The organism is Pseudomonas sp. S3_B11 (assembly GCF_054667715.1).
In genome coordinates this window covers 821,271-844,500 of the sequence record NZ_CP162749.1, presented here as the reverse complement: position 1 = coordinate 844,500, position 23,230 = coordinate 821,271, and the positions used below count along the sequence as shown (strand labels likewise).

At 60.1% G+C, this 23,230-nt stretch carries 19 protein-coding genes and 4 tRNA genes; 10 read left to right on the top strand and 13 right to left on the bottom strand.

What is annotated here, in order from left to right:
• Positions 1-19 precede the first annotated feature (19 nt).
• Both AB4O22_RS03920 and AB4O22_RS03915 read left to right on the top strand, forming a co-directional pair.
• Positions 20-1,156, top strand: coding sequence for a catalase family protein (locus AB4O22_RS03920; protein WP_053163128.1), 1,137 nt, complete (start codon positions 20-22; stop codon positions 1,154-1,156).
• 225 nt (positions 1,157-1,381) lie between these two features.
• Positions 1,382-2,413 carry an IS110 family RNA-guided transposase gene (locus AB4O22_RS03915; RefSeq protein ID WP_124356368.1) on the top strand — a complete coding sequence of 344 codons (1,032 nt, stop codon included), beginning with the start codon at positions 1,382-1,384 and terminating at the stop codon, positions 2,411-2,413.
• Between the two features lie 424 nt (positions 2,414-2,837).
• Here AB4O22_RS03915 and AB4O22_RS03910 read toward each other — a convergent pair.
• The 4 genes from AB4O22_RS03910 to AB4O22_RS03895 form a co-directional block, all read right to left on the bottom strand.
• Positions 2,838-2,914, bottom strand: a tRNA-Asp gene (locus AB4O22_RS03910).
• Between the two features lie 17 nt (positions 2,915-2,931).
• Positions 2,932-3,007: transfer RNA gene (locus AB4O22_RS03905), tRNA-Val, on the bottom strand.
• A 177-nt stretch (positions 3,008-3,184) separates the two neighbouring features.
• Positions 3,185-3,261, bottom strand: a tRNA-Asp gene (locus tag AB4O22_RS03900).
• 19 nt (positions 3,262-3,280) lie between these two features.
• Positions 3,281-3,356, bottom strand: a tRNA-Val gene (locus tag AB4O22_RS03895).
• 160 nt (positions 3,357-3,516) lie between these two features.
• On the opposite strand from AB4O22_RS03895, the gene rdgC reads away from it, so the two are divergent.
• The 3 genes from rdgC (at position 3,517) to sugE (ending at position 5,975) form a co-directional block, all read left to right on the top strand.
• Positions 3,517-4,437, top strand: coding sequence for a recombination-associated protein RdgC (gene rdgC / locus AB4O22_RS03890; RefSeq protein WP_003204583.1), 921 nt, complete (start codon positions 3,517-3,519; stop codon positions 4,435-4,437).
• Between the two features lie 139 nt (positions 4,438-4,576).
• Complete coding sequence (locus AB4O22_RS03885) at positions 4,577-5,542, top strand: bile acid:sodium symporter family protein (RefSeq protein ID WP_003204585.1); 966 nt, start codon at positions 4,577-4,579, stop codon at positions 5,540-5,542.
• A gap of 118 nt (positions 5,543-5,660) precedes the next feature.
• Positions 5,661-5,975: a quaternary ammonium compound efflux SMR transporter SugE gene (gene sugE, locus AB4O22_RS03880; RefSeq protein WP_460095884.1), complete on the top strand. Its 315-nt coding sequence runs from the start codon at positions 5,661-5,663 to the stop codon at positions 5,973-5,975.
• Positions 5,976-6,153: 178 nt separating this feature from the next.
• Here the strand turns inward: sugE and AB4O22_RS03875 are convergent, their stop codons facing one another.
• The 4 genes from AB4O22_RS03875 to AB4O22_RS03860 form a co-directional block, all read right to left on the bottom strand.
• Positions 6,154-8,028: an MFS transporter gene (locus AB4O22_RS03875; RefSeq protein WP_003204590.1), complete on the bottom strand. Its 1,875-nt coding sequence runs from the start codon at positions 8,026-8,028 to the stop codon at positions 6,154-6,156.
• Between the two features lie 80 nt (positions 8,029-8,108).
• Positions 8,109-9,257 carry a TDT family transporter gene (locus AB4O22_RS03870; RefSeq protein WP_223471843.1) on the bottom strand — a complete coding sequence of 383 codons (1,149 nt, stop codon included), beginning with the start codon at positions 9,255-9,257 and terminating at the stop codon, positions 8,109-8,111.
• 103 nt (positions 9,258-9,360) lie between these two features.
• Positions 9,361-9,672, bottom strand: a complete 312-nt coding sequence (locus AB4O22_RS03865) for a cupin domain-containing protein (RefSeq protein ID WP_018604299.1) — start codon at positions 9,670-9,672, stop codon at positions 9,361-9,363.
• Positions 9,673-9,741: 69 nt separating this feature from the next.
• A complete protein-coding gene (locus AB4O22_RS03860; protein ID WP_460095883.1) occupies positions 9,742-10,932 on the bottom strand; it encodes an MFS transporter in 1,191 nt (396 codons plus the stop codon).
• A 103-nt stretch (positions 10,933-11,035) separates the two neighbouring features.
• Between AB4O22_RS03860 and AB4O22_RS03855 the strand changes: the two genes are divergently transcribed.
• On the top strand, positions 11,036-11,575 hold the full coding sequence (locus tag AB4O22_RS03855) for a TetR/AcrR family transcriptional regulator (protein WP_223471845.1): 540 nt from the start codon (positions 11,036-11,038) through the stop codon (positions 11,573-11,575).
• A gap of 247 nt (positions 11,576-11,822) precedes the next feature.
• Positions 11,823-15,293, top strand: a complete 3,471-nt coding sequence (locus AB4O22_RS03850; protein ID WP_003204600.1) for a hybrid sensor histidine kinase/response regulator — start codon at positions 11,823-11,825, stop codon at positions 15,291-15,293.
• A gap of 157 nt (positions 15,294-15,450) precedes the next feature.
• On the opposite strand, the gene AB4O22_RS03845 is transcribed toward AB4O22_RS03850, so the two are convergent.
• Together AB4O22_RS03845 and AB4O22_RS03840 are read right to left on the bottom strand one after the other, a co-directional pair.
• Positions 15,451-16,839 (bottom strand): DNA recombination protein RmuC, encoded by a 1,389-nt coding sequence (locus AB4O22_RS03845; protein ID WP_161796658.1) that lies wholly within the window; start codon positions 16,837-16,839, stop codon positions 15,451-15,453.
• Between the two features lie 188 nt (positions 16,840-17,027).
• The gene (locus AB4O22_RS03840; RefSeq protein ID WP_080766509.1) at positions 17,028-17,351 is read right to left on the bottom strand and encodes an SEL1-like repeat protein; all 324 of its coding nucleotides are present in this window, start codon (positions 17,349-17,351) and stop codon (positions 17,028-17,030) included.
• A 955-nt stretch (positions 17,352-18,306) separates the two neighbouring features.
• Between AB4O22_RS03840 and AB4O22_RS03835 the strand changes: the two genes are divergently transcribed.
• The 3 genes from AB4O22_RS03835 to AB4O22_RS03825 all read left to right on the top strand — a co-directional run bounded on the left by AB4O22_RS03835 (position 18,307) and on the right by AB4O22_RS03825 (position 20,716).
• A complete protein-coding gene (locus AB4O22_RS03835) occupies positions 18,307-18,531 on the top strand; it encodes a hypothetical protein (RefSeq protein WP_003204606.1) in 225 nt (74 codons plus the stop codon).
• Positions 18,532-18,807: 276 nt separating this feature from the next.
• Positions 18,808-19,290: a hypothetical protein gene (locus AB4O22_RS03830; RefSeq protein ID WP_013694058.1), complete on the top strand. Its 483-nt coding sequence runs from the start codon at positions 18,808-18,810 to the stop codon at positions 19,288-19,290.
• A 145-nt stretch (positions 19,291-19,435) separates the two neighbouring features.
• Positions 19,436-20,716 (top strand): OmpP1/FadL family transporter, encoded by a 1,281-nt coding sequence (locus tag AB4O22_RS03825; RefSeq protein ID WP_003204610.1) that lies wholly within the window; start codon positions 19,436-19,438, stop codon positions 20,714-20,716.
• Between the two features lie 92 nt (positions 20,717-20,808).
• On the opposite strand, the gene AB4O22_RS03820 is transcribed toward AB4O22_RS03825, so the two are convergent.
• The 3 genes from AB4O22_RS03820 to AB4O22_RS03810 all read right to left on the bottom strand — a co-directional run bounded on the left by AB4O22_RS03820 (position 20,809) and on the right by AB4O22_RS03810 (position 23,207).
• Complete coding sequence (locus AB4O22_RS03820; protein WP_460095882.1) at positions 20,809-21,360, bottom strand: glutathione peroxidase; 552 nt, start codon at positions 21,358-21,360, stop codon at positions 20,809-20,811.
• Between the two features lie 181 nt (positions 21,361-21,541).
• On the bottom strand, positions 21,542-22,750 hold the full coding sequence (locus tag AB4O22_RS03815; protein WP_003204616.1) for an MFS transporter: 1,209 nt from the start codon (positions 22,748-22,750) through the stop codon (positions 21,542-21,544).
• Between the two features lie 52 nt (positions 22,751-22,802).
• Entirely contained in the window at positions 22,803-23,207 is a 405-nt protein-coding gene (locus AB4O22_RS03810; protein WP_003204618.1) for a MarR family winged helix-turn-helix transcriptional regulator, read from the bottom strand.
• Positions 23,208-23,230: the final 23 nt, after the last annotated feature.

Sequence of the window (23,230 nt, the reverse complement as noted above, 5' to 3'; positions counted from 1 at the left end):
CAGGTAAAAGGAAGTTTGAATGTTGATCACGCTCTGGCTGCGCCTCGGTGCCTTTTTGGGCAAGACGCTCCTGTGGCTGCTGGGCATCGGGTTGCTCGGCTGGGCACTGTCCACAGCCTGGTTTGCCTGGCAACACAAGGGACCGGTCCCGGACAAGGAACAGGTGGCGCCCGGCGAAGCGGCCATGACCCAGGACATCATCCAGACCGCTATTCGCATCGTCGATCAGCACCGCGAAAGTACGCGTTACCTGCGCGATGCCCATGCCAAGGCCCACGGCTGTGTCATGGCCGAAGTCCAGGTGCCGAGCGACCTGCCGGCACCGTTGCGCCAAGGTGTATTCGCCGAGCCGGGGAAGGTCTGGCAGGCGACGATTCGCCTGTCCAACGGCAACGCCTATCCGCAGTTCGACAGCCTGCGCGATGCCCGCGGGATGGCGATCAAGCTGATGAACGTACCGGGCAAGCAACTGCTCGCTGACCGGCAATCACAGGGTGAGCAGGATTTCGTGATGTTCAACCATCCGAACTTCTTCGTCAGCGATGTCGCTGAATATCGTCAGAATGTGGCCGCCCAGGCTGACGGGAAGAAGGCGATGGCTTTCTTTCCAAGCCTAGACCCGCGCAGCTGGCAGATCCGGCATTTATTCACCGCCCTGGCGACCCTCTCACCGCCCCCGGCCAGCCCGACCCAGACCACGTATTTCTCGGTATCGCCTTACAAATTCGGCGAAGCCAACGCCAAGTTTCGCGTCGCACCGGACCCGGACAGTTGCCCGAGCTATACCCTGCCTCCCCAGAATCAGGACCTGCCGAACTTCTTGCGTAGCGCATTGAATCAGCAGTTATCCACGGACCGGGTGCCGGCGTGTTTTGTCTTGCAGATCCAGCGTCAGGATCCGAGCAAGTACATGCCCATTGAAGACACCAGTATTGAGTGGCAGGAAAGTGATGCGCCGTTCGAGACCGTGGCGCGGATCAAGGTTCCGGCTCAGGATTTTGATACGCCCAAGTTGAATCTGGCTTGTGATAATCAGTCGTTCAATCCTTGGTTCGGCATTGAGGCGCATCGGCCTATTGGTGGGATCAATCGCTTGCGTAAGGCGGTGTATGAGGCGGTCAGCGATTATCGTCATCGGCGGAATGCTGAGCTGTAGACGATGGGTTGGTGTGTATATCCGTTATTTCGGTAACGGCTGCTGACGGTTCCGCTCTGACTGGGCCGGCTCCCGGGCTCTTCAAAAGTGACCCGCCGTAATTAGATGGACTCGCCCACGCCGAGGCGTCAATGCGCCGCGGTGGCAGTCTAAGAAGCCAACGACAGCGAGGGCGAGTCCATGAAAAAGAATACGACGCTTAAACAGTCCCTGTCTTCAACCGATCTGTCGACCTGTACGACAGTGGCAGTCGATCTAGCCAAGCAGGTATTTCAGGTCGTAGGCGAAGATGCTCTTGGCCAGGTGCTTTATGAAGAACGCATCAAGTCGCGTGAGTCCTTCCACGCATTCTTGCGCAAGCTGCCGGCAAACATCGTTGTACTGATGGAAACCGGCCCCGGCGCTCAAGCATGGGCACGACAGCTGCAGGCGCAGGGTAATCTGGCGCGAGTTCTTCCGGCGCAGCTGGTGGCCGACCACCGCAGTGGCGCAAAAAATGATCGCAACGATGCGCTGGCCATTTTACGGGCGGGACGGGACACCAAAATCACAGCGGTGCCCATCAAAAGTGCTGCAGCACTGGCCATGCAGGCATTACACCGTGCCCGGCAGGGTTATGTGCGTCGGCGTACAGCTACGAGTAACCAGATGCGCGGGCTATTGATGGAACACGGTGTTGCCTTGGCACAAGGTGATGTTGCTATCAGTCAAACCCTACCTCGGATACTGGAGGATGCCACCCAACCATTGCCAGACATATTGCGCGAACTCATCGACGAGCTGCTGGGCGAATGGCGCCAGTTAGGCGAGCGGATCAACGTATTGACCGGTCGCCTGGAGATCGCTGCGAACCAGGATCAAACCGCCAGACGGTTAATGACGGTACGCGGTGTCGGTCCGATCATCGCCACAGCGATGCTAGCCAAGCAGACCGAACCCGAACGTTTTGCCGATGCACGCCAGTTCGCCGCCTACTTTGGCATGGTGCCCGATCAGAACAGCAGTGGGCAGAAGGTTCGCCTGGGCAAGATGAGCAAACGAGGCGATGGTTACATACGTAGCCTGATGGTTCAGGGTGCTCACGCCGTATTGAGGCACCTACGTCCTGATTCTGAGCAGCCCGACGATCGTCGCTTGCAACGTTGGCTGAGTCGGCTAGGACGTAAGGAAGCGGCGGTACGACTAGCGAATCGCAACCTACGAATCATCTGGGTGCTGCTACAGAATGACCAGACTTATCACAGCCAACCGGCCTAAGGCCGGCCGGCTGCGACAAGTTACAGATCACCAGAGTTCTGCCACCGGGGCGTAAAGCGCTCCAGCCCCTGCTAGAAAACATTGACCCCAGGTCAGACCGTCGCGGAACGATGCCTGCGCCCTTACCGGCCTTCGAGGCCTGAACGTAATCGGCATACCGCGAGCTCAACCAATGTTGGCCAGAAGCCAAAGATGGGCTTCCTCGAATAGGCCTTATACATAGATGCAGCCGGGTAGCAGTGTTGAAAAGCGGGTAGACAGTGGAGGCGAGTCCATACATAAGGGCGGAACCATGTAGCCGTAACCGCAGCGACGGATATACACACAAAAAAGAGAGCCAAAAAAAAACGACGCTTTTCCCTCGTAAAGGAAAAGCGTCGTTTCTAGTAGCCACCTGGCGTTCAGCATTCCAGATAACCAAATATGGCGCAGCGGACGGGACTCGAACCCGCGACCCCCGGCGTGACAGGCCGGTATTCTAACCGACTGAACTACCGCTGCGCGTAACACTGAAAGTTTGGTGGGTGATGACGGGATCGAACCGCCGACATTCTGCTTGTAAGGCAGACGCTCTCCCAGCTGAGCTAATCACCCTTCACTTTCGATGCGGGGCGCATTCTCTCACAGTTTTTTATAACGTGCTGATTTAATTAGCAAATTCAGCAAAAAAAACATGAGCAACGCACACCACAGGAACTGCAAACAGCAAAAAGCCCGCGTTAGCGGGCTTTCCGTGGTGACCTGGCGTTCAGTGTTCCAGGTAACCGAATATGGCGCAGCGGACGGGACTCGAACCCGCGACCCCCGGCGTGACAGGCCGGTATTCTAACCGACTGAACTACCGCTGCGCGTAACACGTTGAACGAATGGTGGGTGATGACGGGATCGAACCGCCGACATTCTGCTTGTAAGGCAGACGCTCTCCCAGCTGAGCTAATCACCCTTCGCTTTCGGTGTGGCGCGCATTCTACGGAGCACTCTTTAAGCTGGCAAGCACTTTTTAAATTAATTTTTTCAGGCCTTCCAAAGGCTTAGCGAAGGGTTGGCCTATGGCGCTGCGAAGAGAATAATGCCCCCCTTTGTATAAAGGAGAGACTCACCCCATGTGGTTCAAAAACCTGCTTATCTATCGCCTGACCCAAGATCTGCCTTTTGATGCCGAGGCGTTGGAAACTGCACTGGCCAGCAAACTGGCGCGTCCATGTGCAAGCCAGGAGTTGACCACTTACGGTTTCGTCGCACCGTTTGGCAAAGGCGAAGACGCACCGCTGGTGCACGTCAGCCAGGACTTCCTGCTGATCGCCGCGCGCAAGGAAGAACGCATCTTGCCGGGTAGCGTCGTACGCGATGCCCTGAAGGAAAAGGTCGAAGAGATCGAAGCCGAGCAAATGCGCAAGGTCTATAAAAAGGAACGGGACCAGCTCAAGGATGAAATCATCCAGGCGTTCCTGCCGCGTGCGTTCATCCGTCGTTCGTCCACTTTTGCCGCCATCGCGCCGAAACAGGGCCTGATCCTGGTGAACTCGGCCAGCCCGAAACGCGCTGAAGACCTGCTGTCTACCCTGCGCGAAGTCATCGGCTCGCTGCCGGTACGTCCACTGACGGTAAAAATGGCCCCGACCGCTACCATGACTGACTGGGTCAAGACCCAGAAAGCCGCGGACGATTTCTTCGTGCTCGATGAATGCGAACTGCGCGACACCCACGAAGACGGCGGCATCGTGCGCTGCAAGCGCCAGGACCTGACCAGCGACGAAATCCAGCTGCACCTGAACACCGGCAAGGTCGTCACGCAACTGTCCCTGGCCTGGCAGGACAAGCTGTCCTTCATGCTCGACGACAAGATGGTGGTCAAGCGCCTGAAGTTCGAAGACCTGCTGCAGGACCAGGCAGAGCAGGACGGTGGCGACGAAGCCCTCGGCCAACTGGACGCCAGCTTCACGCTGATGATGTTGACGTTCGGCGAGTTCCTGCCGGCGCTGGTTGAAGCGTTGGGTGGGGAAGAGATTCCGCAGGGGATCTAAACCCCGCCCCCCTGTGGGAGCGAGCTTGCTCGCGATAGCGGCATGACGGCCACCGAGATGCTGACTGACACTCCGCTTTCGCGAGCAAGCCCGCTCCCACATTGGGTTTTGTGGTGTTCTTAATAATAAGGATCAGGTCATGCGCGCATTGGCTGCATTGAGTCGCTTTGTCGGCAATACCTTCGCTTACTGGGTACTGATTTTCGCGGTGGTGGCGTTTCTGCAGCCAGCTTGGTTCATCGGTCTAAAAATCGCCATCGTGCCGCTGCTGGGCCTGGTGATGTTCGGCATGGGCCTGGCACTCAAGCTGGAAGACTTCGCCGAAGTGGCCCGTCATCCAGGGCGCGTCGCCTTGGGGGTGGTTGCCCAATTCGTGATCATGCCCGGTACGGCGTGGCTGCTTTGCCAAGTGTTCAGTCTGCCGCCGGAGATCGCCGTCGGCGTGATCCTGGTGGGCTGCTGCCCGAGCGGCACATCGTCCAATGTCATGACCTGGCTGGCTCGCGGTGACCTGGCCCTGGCCGTGGCGATTTCCGCCCTCACGACCCTGCTTGCCCCTCTGCTGACCCCGGCGCTGATCTGGCTGCTGGCCTCGGCCTGGTTGCCGGTGTCGTTCTCGGCGCTGTTCTGGTCGATCCTGCAAATCGTCCTGTTGCCGATCGCACTGGGCATCATTGCCCAACGCCTGCTGGGTGCCCGGGTTCGTCATGCGGTAGAAGTGCTGCCACTGATATCGGTGGTGAGCATCGTGATCATCGTCGCGGCGGTGGTTGCAGCCAGTCAGGCGAAAATCGCCGAATCCGGCCTGCTGATCATGGCCATCGTGATGCTGCACAACAGCTTCGGTTATCTGCTGGGGTACTTCACCGGGCGTTTGTTCGGCTTGCCGTTGGCCCAGCGCAAAACCCTGTCATTGGAAGTCGGCATGCAGAACTCCGGCCTGGGTGCAGCGCTGGCGAGTGCACACTTTTCGCCACTGGCGGCGGTACCCAGCGCGCTGTTCAGCGTCTGGCACAACATTTCCGGCGCCCTGCTCTCGACGTACTTCCGGCGCATGAGCGAAAAACAGGACCGTGAACTGCAGGCCCGTCAAGCGACGGACTGAAGGCGAATCTTGACCGAATCGTCAGCATTGGGCATTCTTGCGCCCAATGCGGGGACGACCCCGCAACGCCATAGCAACCGTTATCCGGGGACGACCCCATCCATCGATGAGGTGTGTGATGTCCTGGATCATTCTGTTTTTTGCCGGCCTGTTCGAAGTCGGCTGGGCTGTCGGCCTGAAATACACCGACGGCTTCAGCCGCCCTCTCCCCACTGCACTGACAATCGCCGCCATGGCGATCAGCCTTGGCCTGCTCGGCCTTGCAATGAAGGAACTGCCGCTGGGTACAGCCTATGCGATCTGGACCGGGGTCGGTGCCGCGGGCACGGTGATCGCCGGGATCATTTTGTTTGGTGAGTCGATGGCGCTGGTTCGTCTGGCCAGCGTGGCGTTGATCGTTGCAGGGTTGATCGGGCTCAAGGTCAGCGCTTAAGCCCTCCTGTAGGAGCAAGACCTTCTAGGAGCTGTGGAACTTGTGGAGTAAAACCTGTGGGGAGCAGGGTCTGTGGGAGCAAGGCTTGCCCGCGATAGCGATCGCAAGGACGCCATCGTGAGCAAGCTTTGCTCCCACAGGTTTTAATCCCACAGGTCTTCTCCTTCAGTTTTTCGTTCTAGCGGACGGTCCCACGCAACTCCCCTACCAACGCCTGCAACTTCGCCGGCTCAGCCACTTCCACCGCGACCGCCGACCCCGCCACCAGCGTCACCCGCGACCAGAATCGACGAAACAGCCCTTTGGCCGGGTCGCGACTGAAAAAACTGCCCCACAACCCCTGCAACGCCAGGGGAATCACCGGCACCGGGGTCTCCTGGAGGATGCGTGTCAGTCCGCTCTTGAACTCATTGATCTCACCGTCACCGGTCAGCTTTCCTTCAGGGAAGATGCAGACCAACTCACCGTCCTTCAGGTATTGGGCGATTCGCTTGAAGGCTTTTTCGTAGATGTGAATGTCTTCCTGGCGCCCGGCAATCGGGATCGTCCCAGCGGTACGGAAGATGAAATTCAACACCGGCAGGTTGTAGATCTTGTAGTACATCACGAAGCGAATCGGCCGACGCACCGCGCCGCCAATCAGCAAGGCATCGACGAAGGAGACGTGGTTGCAGACCAACAGCGCAGCCCCTTCATCCGGGATCGCCTCCAAATTGCGGTGCTCCACGCGGTACATGGAATGGCTCAGCAGCCAGATCATGAAACGCATGCTGAACTCGGGAACGATCTTGAAGATGTAGGCGTTGACGCCAATGTTGAGCAACGACACCACCAGGAACAGTTGCGGAATCGACAGTTTGGCCAGGCTCAGCAGCACGATGGAGACGATGGCCGAGACCACCATGAACAACGCGTTGAGAATGTTGTTGGCAGCAATCACCCGCGCCCGCTCGTTCTCCACCGTGCGCGACTGGATCAACGCGTACAGCGGCACGATATAGAAACCGCCAAAGACACCCAGGCCCAGGATGTCGATCAGCACCAGCCAGGCGTGACCGAAACCGAGCACTTCAAGCCAACCGTGCCCCTCGACGCTGTCGGGGATTCCACCGGAATGCCACCACAACAGCAGGCCGAACACCGTCAGCCCGAACGAGCCGAACGGCACCAGGCCGATCTCGACTTTGCGCCCGGAAAGCTTTTCGCAGAGCATCGAACCCAAGGCGATCCCCACCGAGAACACCGTCAGGATCAAGGTCACCACGGTTTCGTCACCGTGCATCCACTCCTTGGCATAGGCCGGGATCTGCGTCAGGTAGATCGCCCCGACGAACCAGAACCAGGAGTTGCCGACAATCGAACGGGACACCGCCGGGGTTTGCCCCAACCCCAGTTTCAGGGTGGCCCAGGATTGGCTGAAGATGTTCCAGTTCAGGCGCATCTGCGGCGAGGCCGCCGCTGCGCGCGGAATGCTGCGGCTGGCCAGGTAACCGAGCACGGCAACACCGATGATCGCAGTGGACACCACGGGTGCGTAATGCGCCGAGGACATCATGATCCCGGCGCCGATGGTGCCGGCCAGGATCGCCAGGAAGGTACCCATCTCCACCAGGCCGTTGCCGCCGACCAACTCTTCCTCACGCAAGGCCTGGGGCAGGATCGAGTACTTCACCGGGCCGAACAACGCCGAATGCGTGCCCATGGCGAACAGCGCCACCAGCATCAGCGATAAGTGATCGAACAGAAACCCTACTGCGCCGACCGCCATGATGGCGATTTCGCCGAGCTTGATCAGACGAATCAGCGCGTCCTTGGCGAATTTTTCGCCGAACTGCCCTGCCAGAGCCGAGAACAGAAAAAACGGCAGGATAAACAGCAGCGCGCAGAGGTTGACCCAGATCGAGCGGTCGCCCTCGATGGTCAATTTGTAGAGGATGGCGAGGATCAGCGACTGCTTGAAAATGTTGTCGTTGAACGCGCCCAAGGACTGCGTGATGAAGAACGGCAGGAAACGCCGCGTGCGAAGCAAGGTGAACTGCGAAGGGTGACTCATCTTCCATGTTCCTGAGTGACGTGGACGCTTATTGGAATGACGCTTTTTGATCCAGGCCACACATTACCTGTCTTTAGCGATTATTTCGCCAGCCCTGCAATACAGGGCGACACAAACAACTCACCGTGCCAGGCACCGAGGACCGTACGCCGCCCGACGATCAGCCACATCACCACCAGCATCGCCACCAGCACAGCCCCGAACACGCTGAAAAAAACCAGGCCCAGCAGGTCCGCAAGCTTCAGCGTGGTCAACGCGTACACGCCCAGGGGAAAGGTAAAGCCCCACCAGCCGAGGTTGAAGGGAATGCCTGCGCGCAGGTAGCGCGCGGTGATCAGAAGCGCCATCAACATCCACCACAACCCCAGCCCCCACAGCGTGATACCGGCCACCAGACCCAACCCGACGGCGATTTCACCCACGCCGGACAGGCCATTGGCGGCAAAAATCAGCGGGGCATCGTTGCCCAATAGCAACATGCCCAGGGCGCCGGTGCCGATCGGGCCGAGGGCCAGCCAGCTCGAGGCGGCCATGTTCTCGTGAGGCAGTTTGTGCAGCGCCATGCGCAACAGCAAAATCGTCAGGATGCTGAACGCCACCGGCAGGGAAAAGGCCCAGAGCACGTAGCTGGTCACCAGCATGACCAGTTGCCCATGAGCGTCGGCCAGATGCGGCGCCAACAGCCCGCCACTGGCCGCCGCGACTTCGGCGGCCACCACCGGCAAGAGCCACACGGCGGTCATCTGGTCGATGCGGTGTTCCTGGCGGGTGAACATCAAGAATGGGATCAGCACACCACAGGCCAACGACATGGCCACGTCGATCCACCATAACGCCTCAGCCACCGCCACCACACCGCTCCCCCAGCGCGGCAGCCCAAATGCCAAAAAGCCGTTGATGATGGTCGCCAGCCCCATGGGAATGGTGCCGAAAAACATCGAGACCGTTGAATGACCGAAAATCCGTCGTGCTTCGTCGAAGAACAGTACCCAACGGGCCGTGTACATGAGGGCGAATACCACGAACAACAGCGTGTTGAACAACCACAAGCCTTCACCCAAAAGGCGCAGGCCCGGCACATTCCCAGGCCATTGCGCCAAGGCCAGCGCCAACACTCCGGTGCCCATGACCACGGCAAACCAGTTAGGCGTGAATTGGCGAATGGCCTCCTGCGGCCTGGGCAAATGGCTCAATGGACGCAAGCGGTTTTTTGCAGCGCAGCATGTCATGGCGAACTCCTGTCCTCGGATAAGGTGGAGCCATGCTAGAGCCGAATCGAATATCTATATAACGGGTAATCTCTCTATATGTTATCGGTTTAGCAGATAACCATCAGACGCTGCCTTCGGTCTCGATCACCAGGATTCTCGCTTCGCCCAAGGGCCTGGCCACATGTTCGGTGCCCACCGAGGCGTAGAAAATGTCCCCGGCCTCCAGCAAGGTTTCCTTTTCGACACCCTCTTCCCGATAGCACATCCGCACTTGCCCATCGAGCACCACGAAGACTTCCTCGCCGTCATTGACGTGCCATTTGTACGGCTGATCGGTCCAGTGCAGGCGCGTGGTGATGCCATTCATGTTGGCGATATCCAGCGCCGCCCAGGCGCGGTCCCCGGTGAAGGACTTGCTGCGAATGATTTTCAAGGGATCGTCCGGAAAAAAGACTGAGGCGCCAAGACTAACCTACTGCCAGCGACGCCTGCACCCTTGGTTTCAAGGCCGCGCGCCATCGCTGACCGGTCTCATGGATTGACGTAACCCCAACAACGCAACGACACACAGCACAATCAACACCGCGCCATAGCCATCGGTGGTCGGGATCAATCCGAACACCCGCGTCAGGTTCCCCGCCAGCAGCGACGGCAGGCTGAAGGCCAGGTAACTGAGGACATAGAACGCCGACATCAAACCGGCCCGTTCGTGGGGCAACGCCAGCGGCATGATGCTGCGCAGCGCCCCCAGGAATCCCGCGCCAAAACCGCTGCCGGTGACCAGCGTGCCAATGAAGAACAATGGCAAGCTGGCGCCATGCACCGCCGCCAGCACCAATGCAAGACCGACCACCAGCAAGCTCGCGGAGAGGCGCAACATCTTGTCGGCCTCCTGGTTGCGCAGCAGGTAGATGGATAACGCGCCGCTGAGGGTCAACACCGCCACCAGCGCGCCACCGATCAGGTTGGAGGTCGATCCGGTTGCCGCTCGCACCAGGGACGGTGCCAGTGACAAGTAGAAACCGCCCACGGCCCAGGCCGCCAGGTCCAGTGGCAGGACCCGCCACAAGGCTTGCCGCGCCTGGGACGGCACATGCAGGGTTGACCGCAGGGACTGCCAGGCACCGGGTTGCGGGCTGACGCTTTCCGCCAGGCGCCAGAGGTAAACGGCCTGGGCCAGGAACAAGCCCAACAGAAGCCAGTACGTCAGTTGCAAGGGCAACGGCGCGAATTCAGCCAGCAGGCCACAGCCCAGCGCCCCGCATGCCATGCCCAACAGCGGCGCGACACTGGTGATCAGCGGGCCCTGGCGACGGTCGAAATCCAGCAAGGCAGCCCCCAGCACACTGGTGGCCATGCCGGTGGCAAATCCCTGGATCAAGCGGGCACTGATCAACCAGGCAACGCTTTCGGCGCTGATAAACAGCAGCATCGCCAGCATGTTGAGCAACAGCGCCACGAAGATCACCGGTTTACGGCCCAAGTAATCCGACAACGACCCCACCGTCAGCAAGGCCGCCAGCAGACTGAAGGCGTACACACCGAAAATCAGCGTCAGGACGGCCGGGGAAAATTGCAATTGTTCCTGGTAGAGATGATACAACGGCGTCGGCGCGCTGGACGCGGCGAGAAAACCGAGCAAGGTGAGCGCCAGGAATATCAGGCTGGCGCGGGTCGAAGCTGGACGGGACATGGGCACGCTCCACAGGAGTATTCGCAAAAGCTAATTTTTTGCTTTTGTGGAGTGTGCTACCAGCATGCGCTTAAAGCAAATTCTTTGTGTTAAGGTCTGACGCATGGCGATTAAAGAAGGTTTACGCCCCGGCGGTCGAAGCGCCCGGGTCCAAGAGTCGATTCATTCGGCGGTCCGCGACCTGCTGCAAGAGCAGGACCGCGCGACCCTGACCGTGCCGCAAATCGCTGCGCGCGCCGGGGTGACGCCGTCCACCATCTACCGACGCTGGGGTGATCTGCCGGCGCTGCTGGCCGATGTCGCCATCGCCCGCTTGCGCCCCGACAGCGAACCCGCCAACACCGGCAGCCTGCGCGGCGACCTGCTCGCCTGGGCCGAACAGTACCTGGACGAAATGAGTTCCGAGCCCGGTCGCAACATGATGCGCGACATCCAGGCCTGCGCCACCCCGGGGTATTGCGTGGGGATCATCAGCCGTCAGTTGCAGATCATCCTGGACCGCTATCCCGATGAGCCCAATCCAGGCGTCGAACGGCTGATCAATGTGGTGGTGGCGCCGACGGTGTTTCGTATCCTCTTTGCTACCGCGCCGTTAGCGGTTGAGGAGTTGTATCGGCTGGTGGATATTGCGTTGGCTCAGTAAGGCCGCCATCGCGAGCAAGCTCGCTCCCACATTTGATCTGCTGTGAATACAAAATTTATGCTCGCCCAAGACTCGGTGTGCGAGCTTGCTCGCGATGAGGCCAGCAAAAACCCTGCATAACCCAAGAATTCCCCCTACCTGCGACACCCCACCGCGCCTCGACCTTGGTCGACACTGACGAACCCGAGCGGGCATGCGAGACTGTCCTGCCGGGCTCAAGTCCCGGTGTCTTTGTCCGGGAGTTTCCATGTCGCTGTCCAGCGGGCTGATTGCCGTTGTCGCCCTGGCCTATATGGCCATCATGTTCGCCATCGCCTTCTACGGCGACCGGCGCAGCACTCCGCTGCCGCCACGGGTGCGGGCTTGGGTCTACAGTCTGTCGCTGGCGGTGTACTGCACCAGTTGGACGTTCTTTGGCGCCGTAGGCCAGGCCGCCGAACAGCTCTGGGCATTCCTGCCGATCTATCTCGGGCCGATCCTGCTGCTGGTGCTGGCGCCGTGGGTCCTGCAGAAAATGGTGATGATCAGCAAACAGGAGAACATCACCTCCATCGCCGACTTCATCGCCGCCCGCTATGGCAAGTCCCAATCCCTGGCGGTAGTGGTCGCGCTGATCTGCCTGGTCGGCGTGCTGCCGTACATCGCCTTGCAGCTCAAGGGCATCGTGCTCGGGGTGAACCTGTTGATCGGTGCCGGCGCCGATGCCATGGGCACCCGCGCCCAGGACACCGCGCTGATCGTCTCGCTGATCCTGGCGCTGTTCACCATCGTGTTCGGTACCCGCAACCTGGACGCCACCGAACACCACCGTGGCATGGTGCTGGCGATTGCCTTCGAATCCCTGGTCAAGCTGTTCGCCTTCCTGGCGGTCGGAGCGTTCGTGACGTACGGCCTGTACGACGGCTTCGACGACCTGTTCAACCAGGCCATGCTCGCCCCACGGCTGGAGCAGTACTGGAAAGAAACCATCAACTGGCCATCCATGGTGGTGCAGACCGGGGTGGCGATGATGGCGATCATCTGCTTGCCGCGGCAGTTCCACGTGACCGTGGTGGAGAACATCGAACCCCAGGACCTGCGCCTGGCCAAGTGGGTATTCCCCGCCTACCTGGCCCTGGCCGCACTGTTCGTGGTGCCCATCGCCCTCGCCGGGCAAATGATGCTGCCCAGCTCCGTATTGCCGGACTCCTTCGTCATCAGCCTGCCGCTGGCCCAGGCCCATCCGGCCCTGGCATTGCTGGCGTTCATTGGTGGCGCCTCGGCGGCTACCGGCATGGTGATCGTGGCCAGCGTGGCGCTGTCCACCATGGTCTCCAACGACATGCTGTTGCCGTGGCTGCTGCGCCGCAACAACGCCGAGCGGCCCTTCGAAGTGTTCCGCCAGTGGATGCTGTCGGTGCGTCGGGTGAGCATCGTCGTGATCCTGTTGCTGGCCTACGTCAGCTACCGCCTGCTGGGTTCGACGGCGAGCCTGGCGACCATCGGCCAGATCGCCTTCGCCGCCGTGACCCAACTGGCCCCGGCCATGCTCGGCGCGCTGTACTGGAAACAGGCCAACCGCCGCGGTGTGTTCGCTGGCCTCGCCATGGGGATTTTCCTGTGGTTCTACACCCTGGTGTTGCCGATCGCCGCGCACAGCCTGGGCTGGTCGCTCAGTAGCTTCCCGGGCCTGGCCTGGCTGCACGGCAATCCATTGAACCTGCCGATTACTCCCCTGACCCAAGGGGTGGTCCTGTCCCTGGCCGGTAACTTCACGTTGTTCGCCTGGGTGTCCGTGCTGTCGCGCACACGCGTCTCGGAACACTGGCAGGCCGGACGCTTCATCGGCCAGGAAATCAGCGCCCGCCCCAACCCCCGCTCAATGCTGGCGGTGCACATCGAAGACCTGTTGCAACTGGCCGCCCGTTTCGTCGGCGAGGAGCGGGCACGGCAGAGTTTCATTCGCTTTGCCTACCGCCAGGGCAAAGGCTTCAACCCGACCCAGAACGCCGACAGCGAATGGATCGCCCACACCGAACGCCTGCTGGCCGGTGTACTCGGGGCCTCTTCGACCAGGGCTGTGGTTAAGGCCGCCATTGAAGGTCGGGAGATGCAGCTCGAAGACGTCGTGCGGATCGCAGACGAAGCCTCGGAAGTTTTGCAGTTCAACCGCGCGCTGTTGCAAGGCGCCATCGAGAACATCAGCCAGGGCATCAGCGTGGTCGACCAGTCCCTCAGGCTGGTGGCCTGGAATCGTCGCTATCTGGAGCTGTTCAAGTATCCGGACGGCTTGATCAGTGTTGGCCGGCCCATTGCCGATATCATCCGCTACAACGCCGAGCGTGGTCTCTGCGGCCCAGGCGAAGCCGAAGTTCACGTCGCCCGACGCCTGCACTGGATGCGCCAGGGTCGTGCCCATACCTCTGAACGACTGTTCCCCAACGGCCGGGTGATCGAGCTGATCGGCAACCCGATGCCCGGTGGCGGTTTCGTCATGAGTTTCACTGACATCACCGCGTTCCGTGAGGCCGCGCAAGCGCTGACCGAAGCCAACGAGGGGCTGGAGCAACGGGTGGCCGAACGCACCCGGGAATTATCGCAACTGAACCTGGCCCTGACCGAAGCCAAGAGCACCGCCGAAGCGGCCTATCAATCCAAGACCCGATTCCTGGCTGCGGTCAGCCACGACCTGATGCAACCGCTCAACGCCGCGCGGCTATTCTCTGCCGCGCTGTCCCACCAGCACGAGGGTTTGCCGAGCGAGGCCCGGCAATTGGTGCAGCATCTGGACAGTTCGCTGCGTTCCGCTGAAGACCTGATCACCGACCTGCTGGACATCTCCCGCCTGGAAAACGGCAAGATCAATCCCGACCGCAAGCCGTTCGTCCTCAACGAATTGTTCGACACCTTGGGCGCCGAGTTCACGGCGCTGGCCCAGGAACAAGGCCTGAAATTCCGAATGCGAGGCTCGCGACTGCGGGTCGACAGCGACATCAAGTTGTTGCGGCGGGTTCTGCAGAACTTCCTCACCAACGCCTTCCGCTATGCCAAGGGCCCGGTGCTGTTGGGGGTACGCCGGCGCAACGGCGAGTTGTGCCTGGAGGTCTGGGATCGCGGGCCGGGAATTGCCGAGGATAAGCTGCAGGTCATTTTCGAAGAGTTCAAACGCCTGGACAGCCACCAGACCCGCGCCGAAAAAGGCCTGGGCCTGGGCCTGGCCATCGCCGACGGGCTATGCCGCGTGCTGGGCCATACCTTGCGCGTGCGCTCCTGGCCGGGGCGTGGCAGCGTGTTCAGCGTCAGCGTGCCCTTGGCCCATACACAGGTCGTCGCACCGAGCCCCGCGGCCGAACCCAACGGTCATTTGCCAAGCGGCGCCCAGGTGCTGTGCGTCGATAACGAAGACAGCATCCTGATCGGCATGAACAGCCTGCTGACACGCTGGGGTTGCCAGGTGTGGACGGCGCGCAACCGGGAAGAATGCGAGCGTTGGCTGGCCCAGGGCGGCCGACCGCAACTGGCGCTGGTGGATTTTCATCTGGACGACGGCGAGACCGGTACCGAGCTGATGGCCTGGTTGCGCACGCGCATGGGCGAACCGATTCCCGGTGTGGTGATCAGCGCCGACGGCCGACCTGAGATGATAGCCCAGGTGCATGCCGCAGGCCTGGATTACCTGGCCAAGCCGGTGAAGCCGGCGGCGTTGCGGGCGTTGTTGAGTCGGCATTTGCCGTTGTAATGGGCAGAGGGACACGCTGTTCCCCTGTGGCGATGGAAAATCTTGTGGGGAGCAAGGCTTGCCCGCGAAGGCGGTCTCAAGGATGCCATCGCGAGCAAGCTTTGCTCCCACAAGATGACCTTGCCACAAGCTTCTGCTTCAGCCTTGGGTTTGTGTTTCAGCCCTGGGTTTTCTCGCTGGCCTCTTCCGGCAACTCAGGCAGCCCATCCGCATCGGTCATCGCCCGTTCGAGCAATTCGCTGGGCAAGCTCTTGCTGGCCCGGGCGCCGAGCAGCTTGAGCTGTTCGCTGCGACTGATCAGGTTGCCGCGCCCTTCCGTCAGCTTGTTGCGCGCCGCGCTGTAGGCTTTGTCCAACTGCTGCAAGCGACTGCCGATCTCATCCAGGTCCTGGATGAACAAGACGAACTTGTCATACAGCCACCCGGCCCGCTCGGCGATTTCCCGGGCGTTCTGGCTCTGGCGTTCCTGCTTCCACAAGCTGTCGATCACCCGAAGGGTCGCCAGCAACGTGGTCGGGCTGACGATCACGATGTTGCGGTCGAAGGCTTCCTGGAACAGGTTCGGCTCGGCTTGCAAGGCGGCGGAAAACGCCGCTTCGATCGGCACGAACAACAACACGAAATCCAGGCTGTGCAAACCGTCCAGGCGTTTGTAGTCCTTGCCGGCCAAGCCTTTGACGTGGGCTCGCAACGACACCACATGTTGCTTGAGGGCCAGTTGGCCAATGGCGTCATCTTCGGCGGCCACGTACTGCTGATAGGCCGTGAGGCTGACCTTGGAGTCGACCACTACTTGTTTGTCGCCAGGCAGATAAATCAACACGTCCGGCTGGAAACGCTCGCCGTCCGGGCCCTTGAGGCTGACCTGGGTCTGATACTCGCGGCCCTTCTCCAGGCCAGCATGTTCGAGCACCCGCTCCAGAATCAACTCGCCCCAGTTGCCCTGGGTCTTCTGGCCCTTGAGTGCCCGAGTGAGGTTGGTGGCCTCGTCGCTCAAGCGCAGGTTCAGCTGTTGCAAGCGCTCCAGCTCCTTGCCCAGGGAGAAACGTTCCCGGGCCTCGGCCTGATAACTTTCTTCGACGCGTTTTTCGAAGGACTGGATGCGCTCCTTCAGCGGATCGAGCAACTGGCCCAGGCGCTGTTGGCTGGTTTCGGCGAAACGCTGCTCACGCTCATCGAAGATTTTTCCGGCGAGCTCGGCGAATTGTGCCCGCAACTCGTCGCGCGAACCTTGCAGATCATCCAGGCGTTGCTGATGGCTTTCCTGCTGCTCGCGCAGTTCGGCATGCAACGACGCCGCCTGGGCATCGAGCCGCCGCAATTCTGCTTCCTTGTTGGCGCGCTCGAGGTTCCAGGCGTGGGCCGCATCCCGGGCGTTGTCCCGCTCGATTTGCAACAACTCGACTTCACGACAGGCTGCGGCAAGCTCGGCTTGCTTGGCGGCGTTGGCCTGGCTCAGGTCGCTGATCTCATCGCGGCAGGCATCGAGCTGGGCATTGAGGCCGTCGTGGGCCATGTGCGCGGTGGCCAGGCGTTCTTCCAGCAGGGCCTGTTCGGTCTGCGCAGCGCCGGCCTGGCGTTGCAGGTGCCAGGCCAGTGCCAGCAATGGCACCGCAGCGCCCGCCAGGCCAAACAACAGGCTGGTCAAATCCATAGCCATGACAATTCCTGCCGATCAAATAAAGCCCGAAGGTTAACCAAGCGGCCGGGGGTTGCCCAGCTCGGTCTTCGTTTTCAGCCTTCGATTTCACCGAGGGCCCGGCGGGCTCGATCATCGCCGGCCCGCGCGGCCTGGCGCAGCAGGTCCTGGCCGATGCGGCGATCCCGGGCGTTGCCGCATTCACGGCACATCAATTGTCCGAGGCGACTTTGCGCGGCCACCACGCCTTCACGGGCCGGTTGCTTGAGTAAACGGCCGGCCAAGTGCTTGACGCTGGGGCTATCTCCCAGTCTCGGGCTGTCGAGTAGCCACTCGGCCACCCGCATCGAAATACGCTTGGGTGGGGTAACACCATGGGGTGTGGAGGTAACAGGATTTGATACGGAGCGAAACTTCATAAAACACTGTGGGCTAGATCGGAAGGCGCGCCACTCTACTCCTTTTTTCGTACGGGTAAAGCCGAAAAAAACCAGCACGCCCGTGCTAGAGCAAGCGCTTGGGACAATCCACAGAAGCTGTGGATAACTCAGTGGACAACCCACCCTGAACTCGCGCAAAGCCCTGTGGAACGGGGCCTGCGCTCAAACTGACGATTTTTTCACCAGTAAAAAAAAGCGATGTTTTTCATTGACTTAAATTTTGGATACAGGCACCCACCCCGAATTGTTTCGACATGACAGTACAGTGACAAGTGGTGCAGCGAGTGTGCACAAGTAACAGCCGAATGGGTTATAACGCTGCGCTTTTTTGGCGCATCTGGCGGTAAAACCTGGGGATAAACCTCGGGCCTTGCGCGCGGCGTGGGTGGCATGGACACACCCGAGTACAGTTGGGTCCTGTGCTACGCGTCCGATCCCGACATCGACGCATGGCCCTGCTTGAATATTTTTTAACCAACGCCCTTCCCTTCACGAGGTCGATCCGTTAGTATCCGCAGCGTTAGTACCAAGCTGAAAGTCAATTCCGGGTCGAACACATCTCCACGGTCAGCCATCCTTCAAAGGACACCTCACCGAAAAAAGGAGACCGGCCCCCTCGATGGTTTCCAGGTAAACCTTGCGTCAACACAGCCTTTGATCGAATGCAAAGGGTGTTGCCAGGCTCATTACTCTGACCGAACCAACCTGCAAAATTGATCAGGATCTTCACCCCGGGCCCAGAACCTTTGCCCTTGATGTGTTGCCTGCCCTCCTAAGTACCTACCTGCCAGCCCAAGCGCGCACTTTATATAGCGCTCAAACTGGCTGCTTTGTTCCAGTCGGGTTCTTCGTTCGACCAATGGTGGTCGACGTTACTGGAACGTTTTAACGTTGCACGGTTCTTAACCGTGTCATTTGTAGGAACACCCATAACATGTCTACTCAAATCCACGCACAGGATGCTATCCGCACCCTCACCAACGCTTTTGCCCCGATGAACTGCCTGATCATGGCCGCTCGCAAAGGCTGCTTCAGCTTCACCCTGGTCAACGAACACGGCATCGCCCGTCACAGCGAACGCCTGTACCCCGATCAGTACTCCAGCGCCGAACCGCTGCAGGCCGTGATCGAGCGTACCCGCCAGGCACTGGTTGCCTGAGACGCCAGAAAGGCTGAAACTCCAAAGGCCCCGCCCAAAAAGCGGGGTTTTTTATTGCCTGGAATTTCTCGATCAAGCGAAACGGCGTAAGTACCAAGGGATATAACAGTTATAACCGTTCGTTGAAGATGTTTTAAAAACAGTCCTTTACAACGTAAATATGACACTACACTTCAAGTCAAGCGGCATGATCCGCTTCCGGCGGGGCCTGGACCGATCCACCGCTGCCAAGCCCACACTCTTCAGGCTCCGCCCATTTCACACTTCGAGGGTTTTATGGGTATCGCTGCCAGCGAACTGTGTCGATATGTGATCCGCCCGACGCTCCTCTACCTTGAGCGTCACAGCGCAACTGCGGAATCCTTGTTGCTGGGTATTGCCGCCAGCCAGTCCGCCCTGGGTTCAGCCCTGCATGATCGCCGCGGGCATGGCCTGTATCGCATTACCGAGCCCCGACACCAGGCACTCTGGGACCATTACCTGGCGCTGGACCCGGAACGAGCCAGCCTGGTACGCGGCCTGGCCAGCCAGCACGCCTTTCTCAGCGGCCCGCACCTGGAATTGACCGTCAACCTGCGCTATGCCACCGCCATTGCCTGGCTGCTGGTGGAGGAACAGAACACTCCGCTTCCTGAAGCCGATGACCTGCTTGGCATGGCCCGCATCTGGCGACAAACCTTTCACCCCCAAGGGCGCCTGCGAGATTTCACCTGCGCATGGCGAAGCTGTGTTTCACCCATGAATCAGGTCGCTTGCTGATGTGGAAATTTGGAAACTTCCTGCAACGGTCGCGAATCTGGTCGGATTGTCCTACAAAACCCCTCTAAATCAAGCGATACGGGCTATAGCGCTTGCACGAAAATGTTGGTAATTTTCGCCCCGGTGATCATCAGGAGTTCTAACAATGAAAAAAATCATGCTCAAAACCACCCTTGGCCTTGCCGTGACCTTGGCATCCACCCAACTTTTCGCCAGTGGCTTTGCCTTGAACGAACAAAGCATCAGTGGCATGGGCACTGGTTTCGCAGGTCGTTCTTCCGCTGCCGATGACGCCAGCACCGTGTTTGGCAACCCTGCCGGCATGTCGCGCCTCAAGCGCCAGCAAGTCACCGGTGGCTTCGCCGCCATTGATGCCTCCACCGATATCGACGATGCCAGCGGCACCAAGTCCGGCACTAACAAGGGCGACATGGTCCCGCTGACCGGCGTTCCGATGGGTTATTACGTCAAGCCTATCGATGATCAATGGGCATTCGGCCTGGGTGTCTACGCACCGTTTGGCTTGATCACCGATTATGAAAACGGCTTCCAGGGCGGCAACTTCGGTAGCAAGAGCGAAGTGAAGGTCGTCACGTTCCAGCCAACCGTCAGCTATGCCTTCAACGACAAGGTATCGATCGGTTTCGGCCCGACCATCAACCGTATTTCCGGCTCTCTGGAGTCGACGCTGAACACTCCGTTTTCAGCTAATGACGGCGACGTGAAGATCAAGGGCGACGACATTGGCTACGGCTACAACATTGGCGTGCTGGTCCAGGCGACCGACACCACTCGTGTCGGCCTGACCTACCACTCCAAGGTCAAGTACAAGCTTGAAGGCCACACTGAAGTGAGCCCTGGCGCCGGTACTCCTGCGGTACTTTTGAATAACGGGCGCTACGATGCCTCGCTGGACATCACCACACCTGAATCGGTGGACTTTTCGGTCACCCAAAAGCTCAATGATGCCTGGACCGTTTATGCGGGCAGCACCTGGACACGCTGGAGTCGCCTGAAAGAAATCACCGTGAATAACGAAGGGGTGACAACATCGGGTGGTGTGTTCGCTCCGGCCTTCCTCGGTACCATCACCGAAGAGCAAAACTGGCACGACACCTGGGCCTACGCCATCGGTACTTCCTACCAGTTGAACAAACAGTGGGTACTGCGTACCGGTCTGTCCTTCGACCAGGCACCGACCAACAACGCCGACCGCTCGCCACGCATCCCTACTGGCGACCGGACCATCTTCAGCCTCGGTGCCGGCTGGAGCCCGACCGACGACCTGACCATCGACGTGGCTTATTCCTACCTCAAGGAAGAAAAAGTCAACGTCAGCGGCAGCAACGCCCTCGGCCAGTCCTACAACGCCAAATATGAAAACAGCGCCAACGGTTTCGGTGTCGGTGCAACCTACCGCTTCTGATGTTTCACGGCGAACCTGAACCCCTCGCCACCTGAAGCGAAAAAAAAGCCCCGCACTCTGCAAAGAGGCGGGGCTTTTTTCGTGGCTGGCGATCAGGGTTTGGAAGCAATAGCCGCTTCCACCGCCTTGATGAAATCGGGATCGTCAGGCTTGATCCGGCTGGAAAAACTGCCTACGACATTGCCCTGCCGGTCCACCACATACTTGTAGAAATTCCATTTCGGCGCGCTGGATTGTTCAGCCAGGTGCCTGAACAACGGTATCGCATCCGCACCGCGCACCGGTTGAGGTTCGGTCATGGTGAAGGTCACGCCGTAATTGACGTAGCAGACCTTGGCGGTTTCAGCACCGTCCTTGGACTCCTGCTTGAAGTCATTGGACGGCACACCCAGCACTTGCAACCCTTGCTCCTTGTAGCGCTGGTTGAGCGCTTCGAGGCCTTTGAATTGCGGGGCGAACCCACAGAAGCTGGCAGTGTTGACCACCACCAGCGGCTTGCCGGCGAAGCGCTGGCACAAATCAATGGTTTCCTTGGCCCGCAGCTTGGGCAACGAACCTTCCAGCAACGGTGGGCAACCGGCGGCCCAGACTTGCCCGGTCACAGCCAGCAACAGGGCGGGAACAGCAAACCAACGCATCAACATGTCTATCTTCCTTAAAAGCACGTCAGACCACGACGTTACTCGCAGCGTCCGATGCCGTCCATTGTTCAGCAGTTGCCCATGCCCAGCTGCATCAAGGCCAACCCGCCCTGATGCCAACCCCACCAGGCGAACGCCAGCAGCAGGCCGGCACCGGCAGCGATCAACCACGGGCCGACACGACTCATGCTGCGCCGGCCTGGACTTGCAGGCGCGCCACCGGACGTTCACGTACTGGCCAGTTCAACGCCGCCGCCAACAGGCTGAGCAGGATCGACACCTGCCAGATCAAGTCATAGCTGCCGGTACGGTCGTACACCACCCCGCCCAACCAACCACCGAGGAACGAGCCCAACTGGTGGAACAGGAACACGATCCCACCCAACATAGAGAGATTTCGTACACCAAACAGGGTCGCCACCGTGCCGTTGGTCAACGGCACCGTCGACAGCCACAGAAAGCCCATCGCCATGCCGAACAGATACGCAGTGGTGGTGGTCACGGGCAGCCACAGGAACAAACCGATCACCACCGCCCGCACCAGGTACAACCCGGTCAGCAGGCGTGGCTTGGACATGCGCCCCCCCAGCCAGCCGGCGGTATAGGTGCCGAAGATATTGAACAACCCGACCAGGGCCAGCACGGTGGTGCCGACGCTGGCTGGCAGGTGTTGGTCCACCAGGTACGCCGGCAAATGCACGCCAATGAACACCACCTGGAACCCGCAAACGAAAAAGCCAATCGCCAGCAGCCAGAACCCGGAATGACTGCATGCCTCACGCAAGGCTTCGACCAGAGTTTGCTCATGGCCAGCGACCGGCAACGGCGCGTCCTTGAGCATGCTCACCAGCGGCACGATCAACGCCACCAGCAGCCCCAGCGCCAGCAACGCCGCCGACCAACCGAGCCAACCGATCAGCCCCAGCGTACCGGGCAGCATGGCGAACTGGCCGAAGGAACCGGCGGCACTGGCGATACCCATGCCCATGCTGCGTTTTTCCGGCGGCACGGCCCGTCCGACCACACCCAGAATCACCGAAAACGATGTGCCCGACAGACCGATACCAATCAAAAGGCCCGCGCTCAACGACAAGGACCATGGCGAATCGGCCATGCCCATGAACACCAGGCCCACTGCGTACAGCACACCGCCGATCAGCACCACTTTCGCCGCACCGAAGCGGTCGGCCAGCGCGCCGGTGAACGGCTGCGCCAGGCCCCAGATCAAGTTCTGCAAGGCAATGGCGAAGGCGAATACCTCACGGCCCCAGCCGAACTCGGCACTCATGGGCGCCAGGAACAGGCCGAAGCCATGCCGTACGCCCAGGGACAACGCCAGGATCAGCGCGCTGCCCACCAGGACCCAACCACAGGTACGCCACATCGATGTCATTCTTGTTCTCCGGTCGCGGGTATATACCCACTTATTATCGAACGAACCGGCTTCACGCCAGTTCATCCAGCAAGGCCAGCAAGGTCGCACGCTTTTCGGCGCCCAGCTTATCAATCAGTTTCTGCTGCGCCGCTTCCCAGGCCGGCAACGCCGCCGCCAGCCGGGCCTGCCCCGTTTCAGTGAGCACCACAATGCGGTTACGCAGGTCGTCACCCTCGGCCAGCGCCACCAGCCCTTCGCCTTCCAGCACCCGCAGGTTACGACCCAGGGTGCTGCGATCCAGGCCCATGGCCTCGGCCAGGGAAGAAATGCTCGGCTGGTCCAGGCGCGCCAGGTTGCTCAGCAAAGAATACTGGGCAACGTTGATCCCGAAGCCGTCGAGGGCGCCGTCGTAATACCTGCTGACGCCACGGGCGGCACGACGCAGGTTGATGCACAGACATTGGGAAGGAAGCATGATGCGTGTATATACCCGCGACT

Bases quoted from the DNA above. Each gene is read 5' to 3' on its own strand.
- AB4O22_RS03840 (WP_080766509.1), bottom strand. From the start codon at position 17,351: ATGAAGTTTCGCTCCGTATCAAATCCTGTTACCTCCACACCCCATGGT.
- AB4O22_RS03875 (WP_003204590.1), bottom strand. From the start codon at position 8,028: ATGAGTCACCCTTCGCAGTTCACCTTGCTTCGCACGCGGCGTTTCCTG.
- AB4O22_RS03815 (WP_003204616.1), bottom strand. From the start codon at position 22,750: ATGACATCGATGTGGCGTACCTGTGGTTGGGTCCTGGTGGGCAGCGCG.
- AB4O22_RS03920 (WP_053163128.1), top strand. From the start codon at position 20: ATGTTGATCACGCTCTGGCTGCGCCTCGGTGCCTTTTTGGGCAAGACG.
- AB4O22_RS03825 (WP_003204610.1), top strand. From the start codon at position 19,436: ATGAAAAAAATCATGCTCAAAACCACCCTTGGCCTTGCCGTGACCTTG.
- AB4O22_RS03870 (WP_223471843.1), bottom strand. From the start codon at position 9,257: ATGACATGCTGCGCTGCAAAAAACCGCTTGCGTCCATTGAGCCATTTG.
- AB4O22_RS03835 (WP_003204606.1), top strand. From the start codon at position 18,307: ATGTCTACTCAAATCCACGCACAGGATGCTATCCGCACCCTCACCAAC.
- AB4O22_RS03820 (WP_460095882.1), bottom strand. From the start codon at position 21,360: ATGTTGATGCGTTGGTTTGCTGTTCCCGCCCTGTTGCTGGCTGTGACC.
- AB4O22_RS03885 (WP_003204585.1), top strand. From the start codon at position 4,577: ATGCGCGCATTGGCTGCATTGAGTCGCTTTGTCGGCAATACCTTCGCT.
- AB4O22_RS03830 (WP_013694058.1), top strand. From the start codon at position 18,808: ATGGGTATCGCTGCCAGCGAACTGTGTCGATATGTGATCCGCCCGACG.
- AB4O22_RS03855 (WP_223471845.1), top strand. From the start codon at position 11,036: ATGGCGATTAAAGAAGGTTTACGCCCCGGCGGTCGAAGCGCCCGGGTC.
- AB4O22_RS03860 (WP_460095883.1), bottom strand. From the start codon at position 10,932: ATGTCCCGTCCAGCTTCGACCCGCGCCAGCCTGATATTCCTGGCGCTC.
- AB4O22_RS03850 (WP_003204600.1), top strand. From the start codon at position 11,823: ATGTCGCTGTCCAGCGGGCTGATTGCCGTTGTCGCCCTGGCCTATATG.
- AB4O22_RS03810 (WP_003204618.1), bottom strand. From the start codon at position 23,207: ATGCTTCCTTCCCAATGTCTGTGCATCAACCTGCGTCGTGCCGCCCGT.
- sugE (WP_460095884.1), top strand. From the start codon at position 5,661: ATGTCCTGGATCATTCTGTTTTTTGCCGGCCTGTTCGAAGTCGGCTGG.
- rdgC (WP_003204583.1), top strand. From the start codon at position 3,517: ATGTGGTTCAAAAACCTGCTTATCTATCGCCTGACCCAAGATCTGCCT.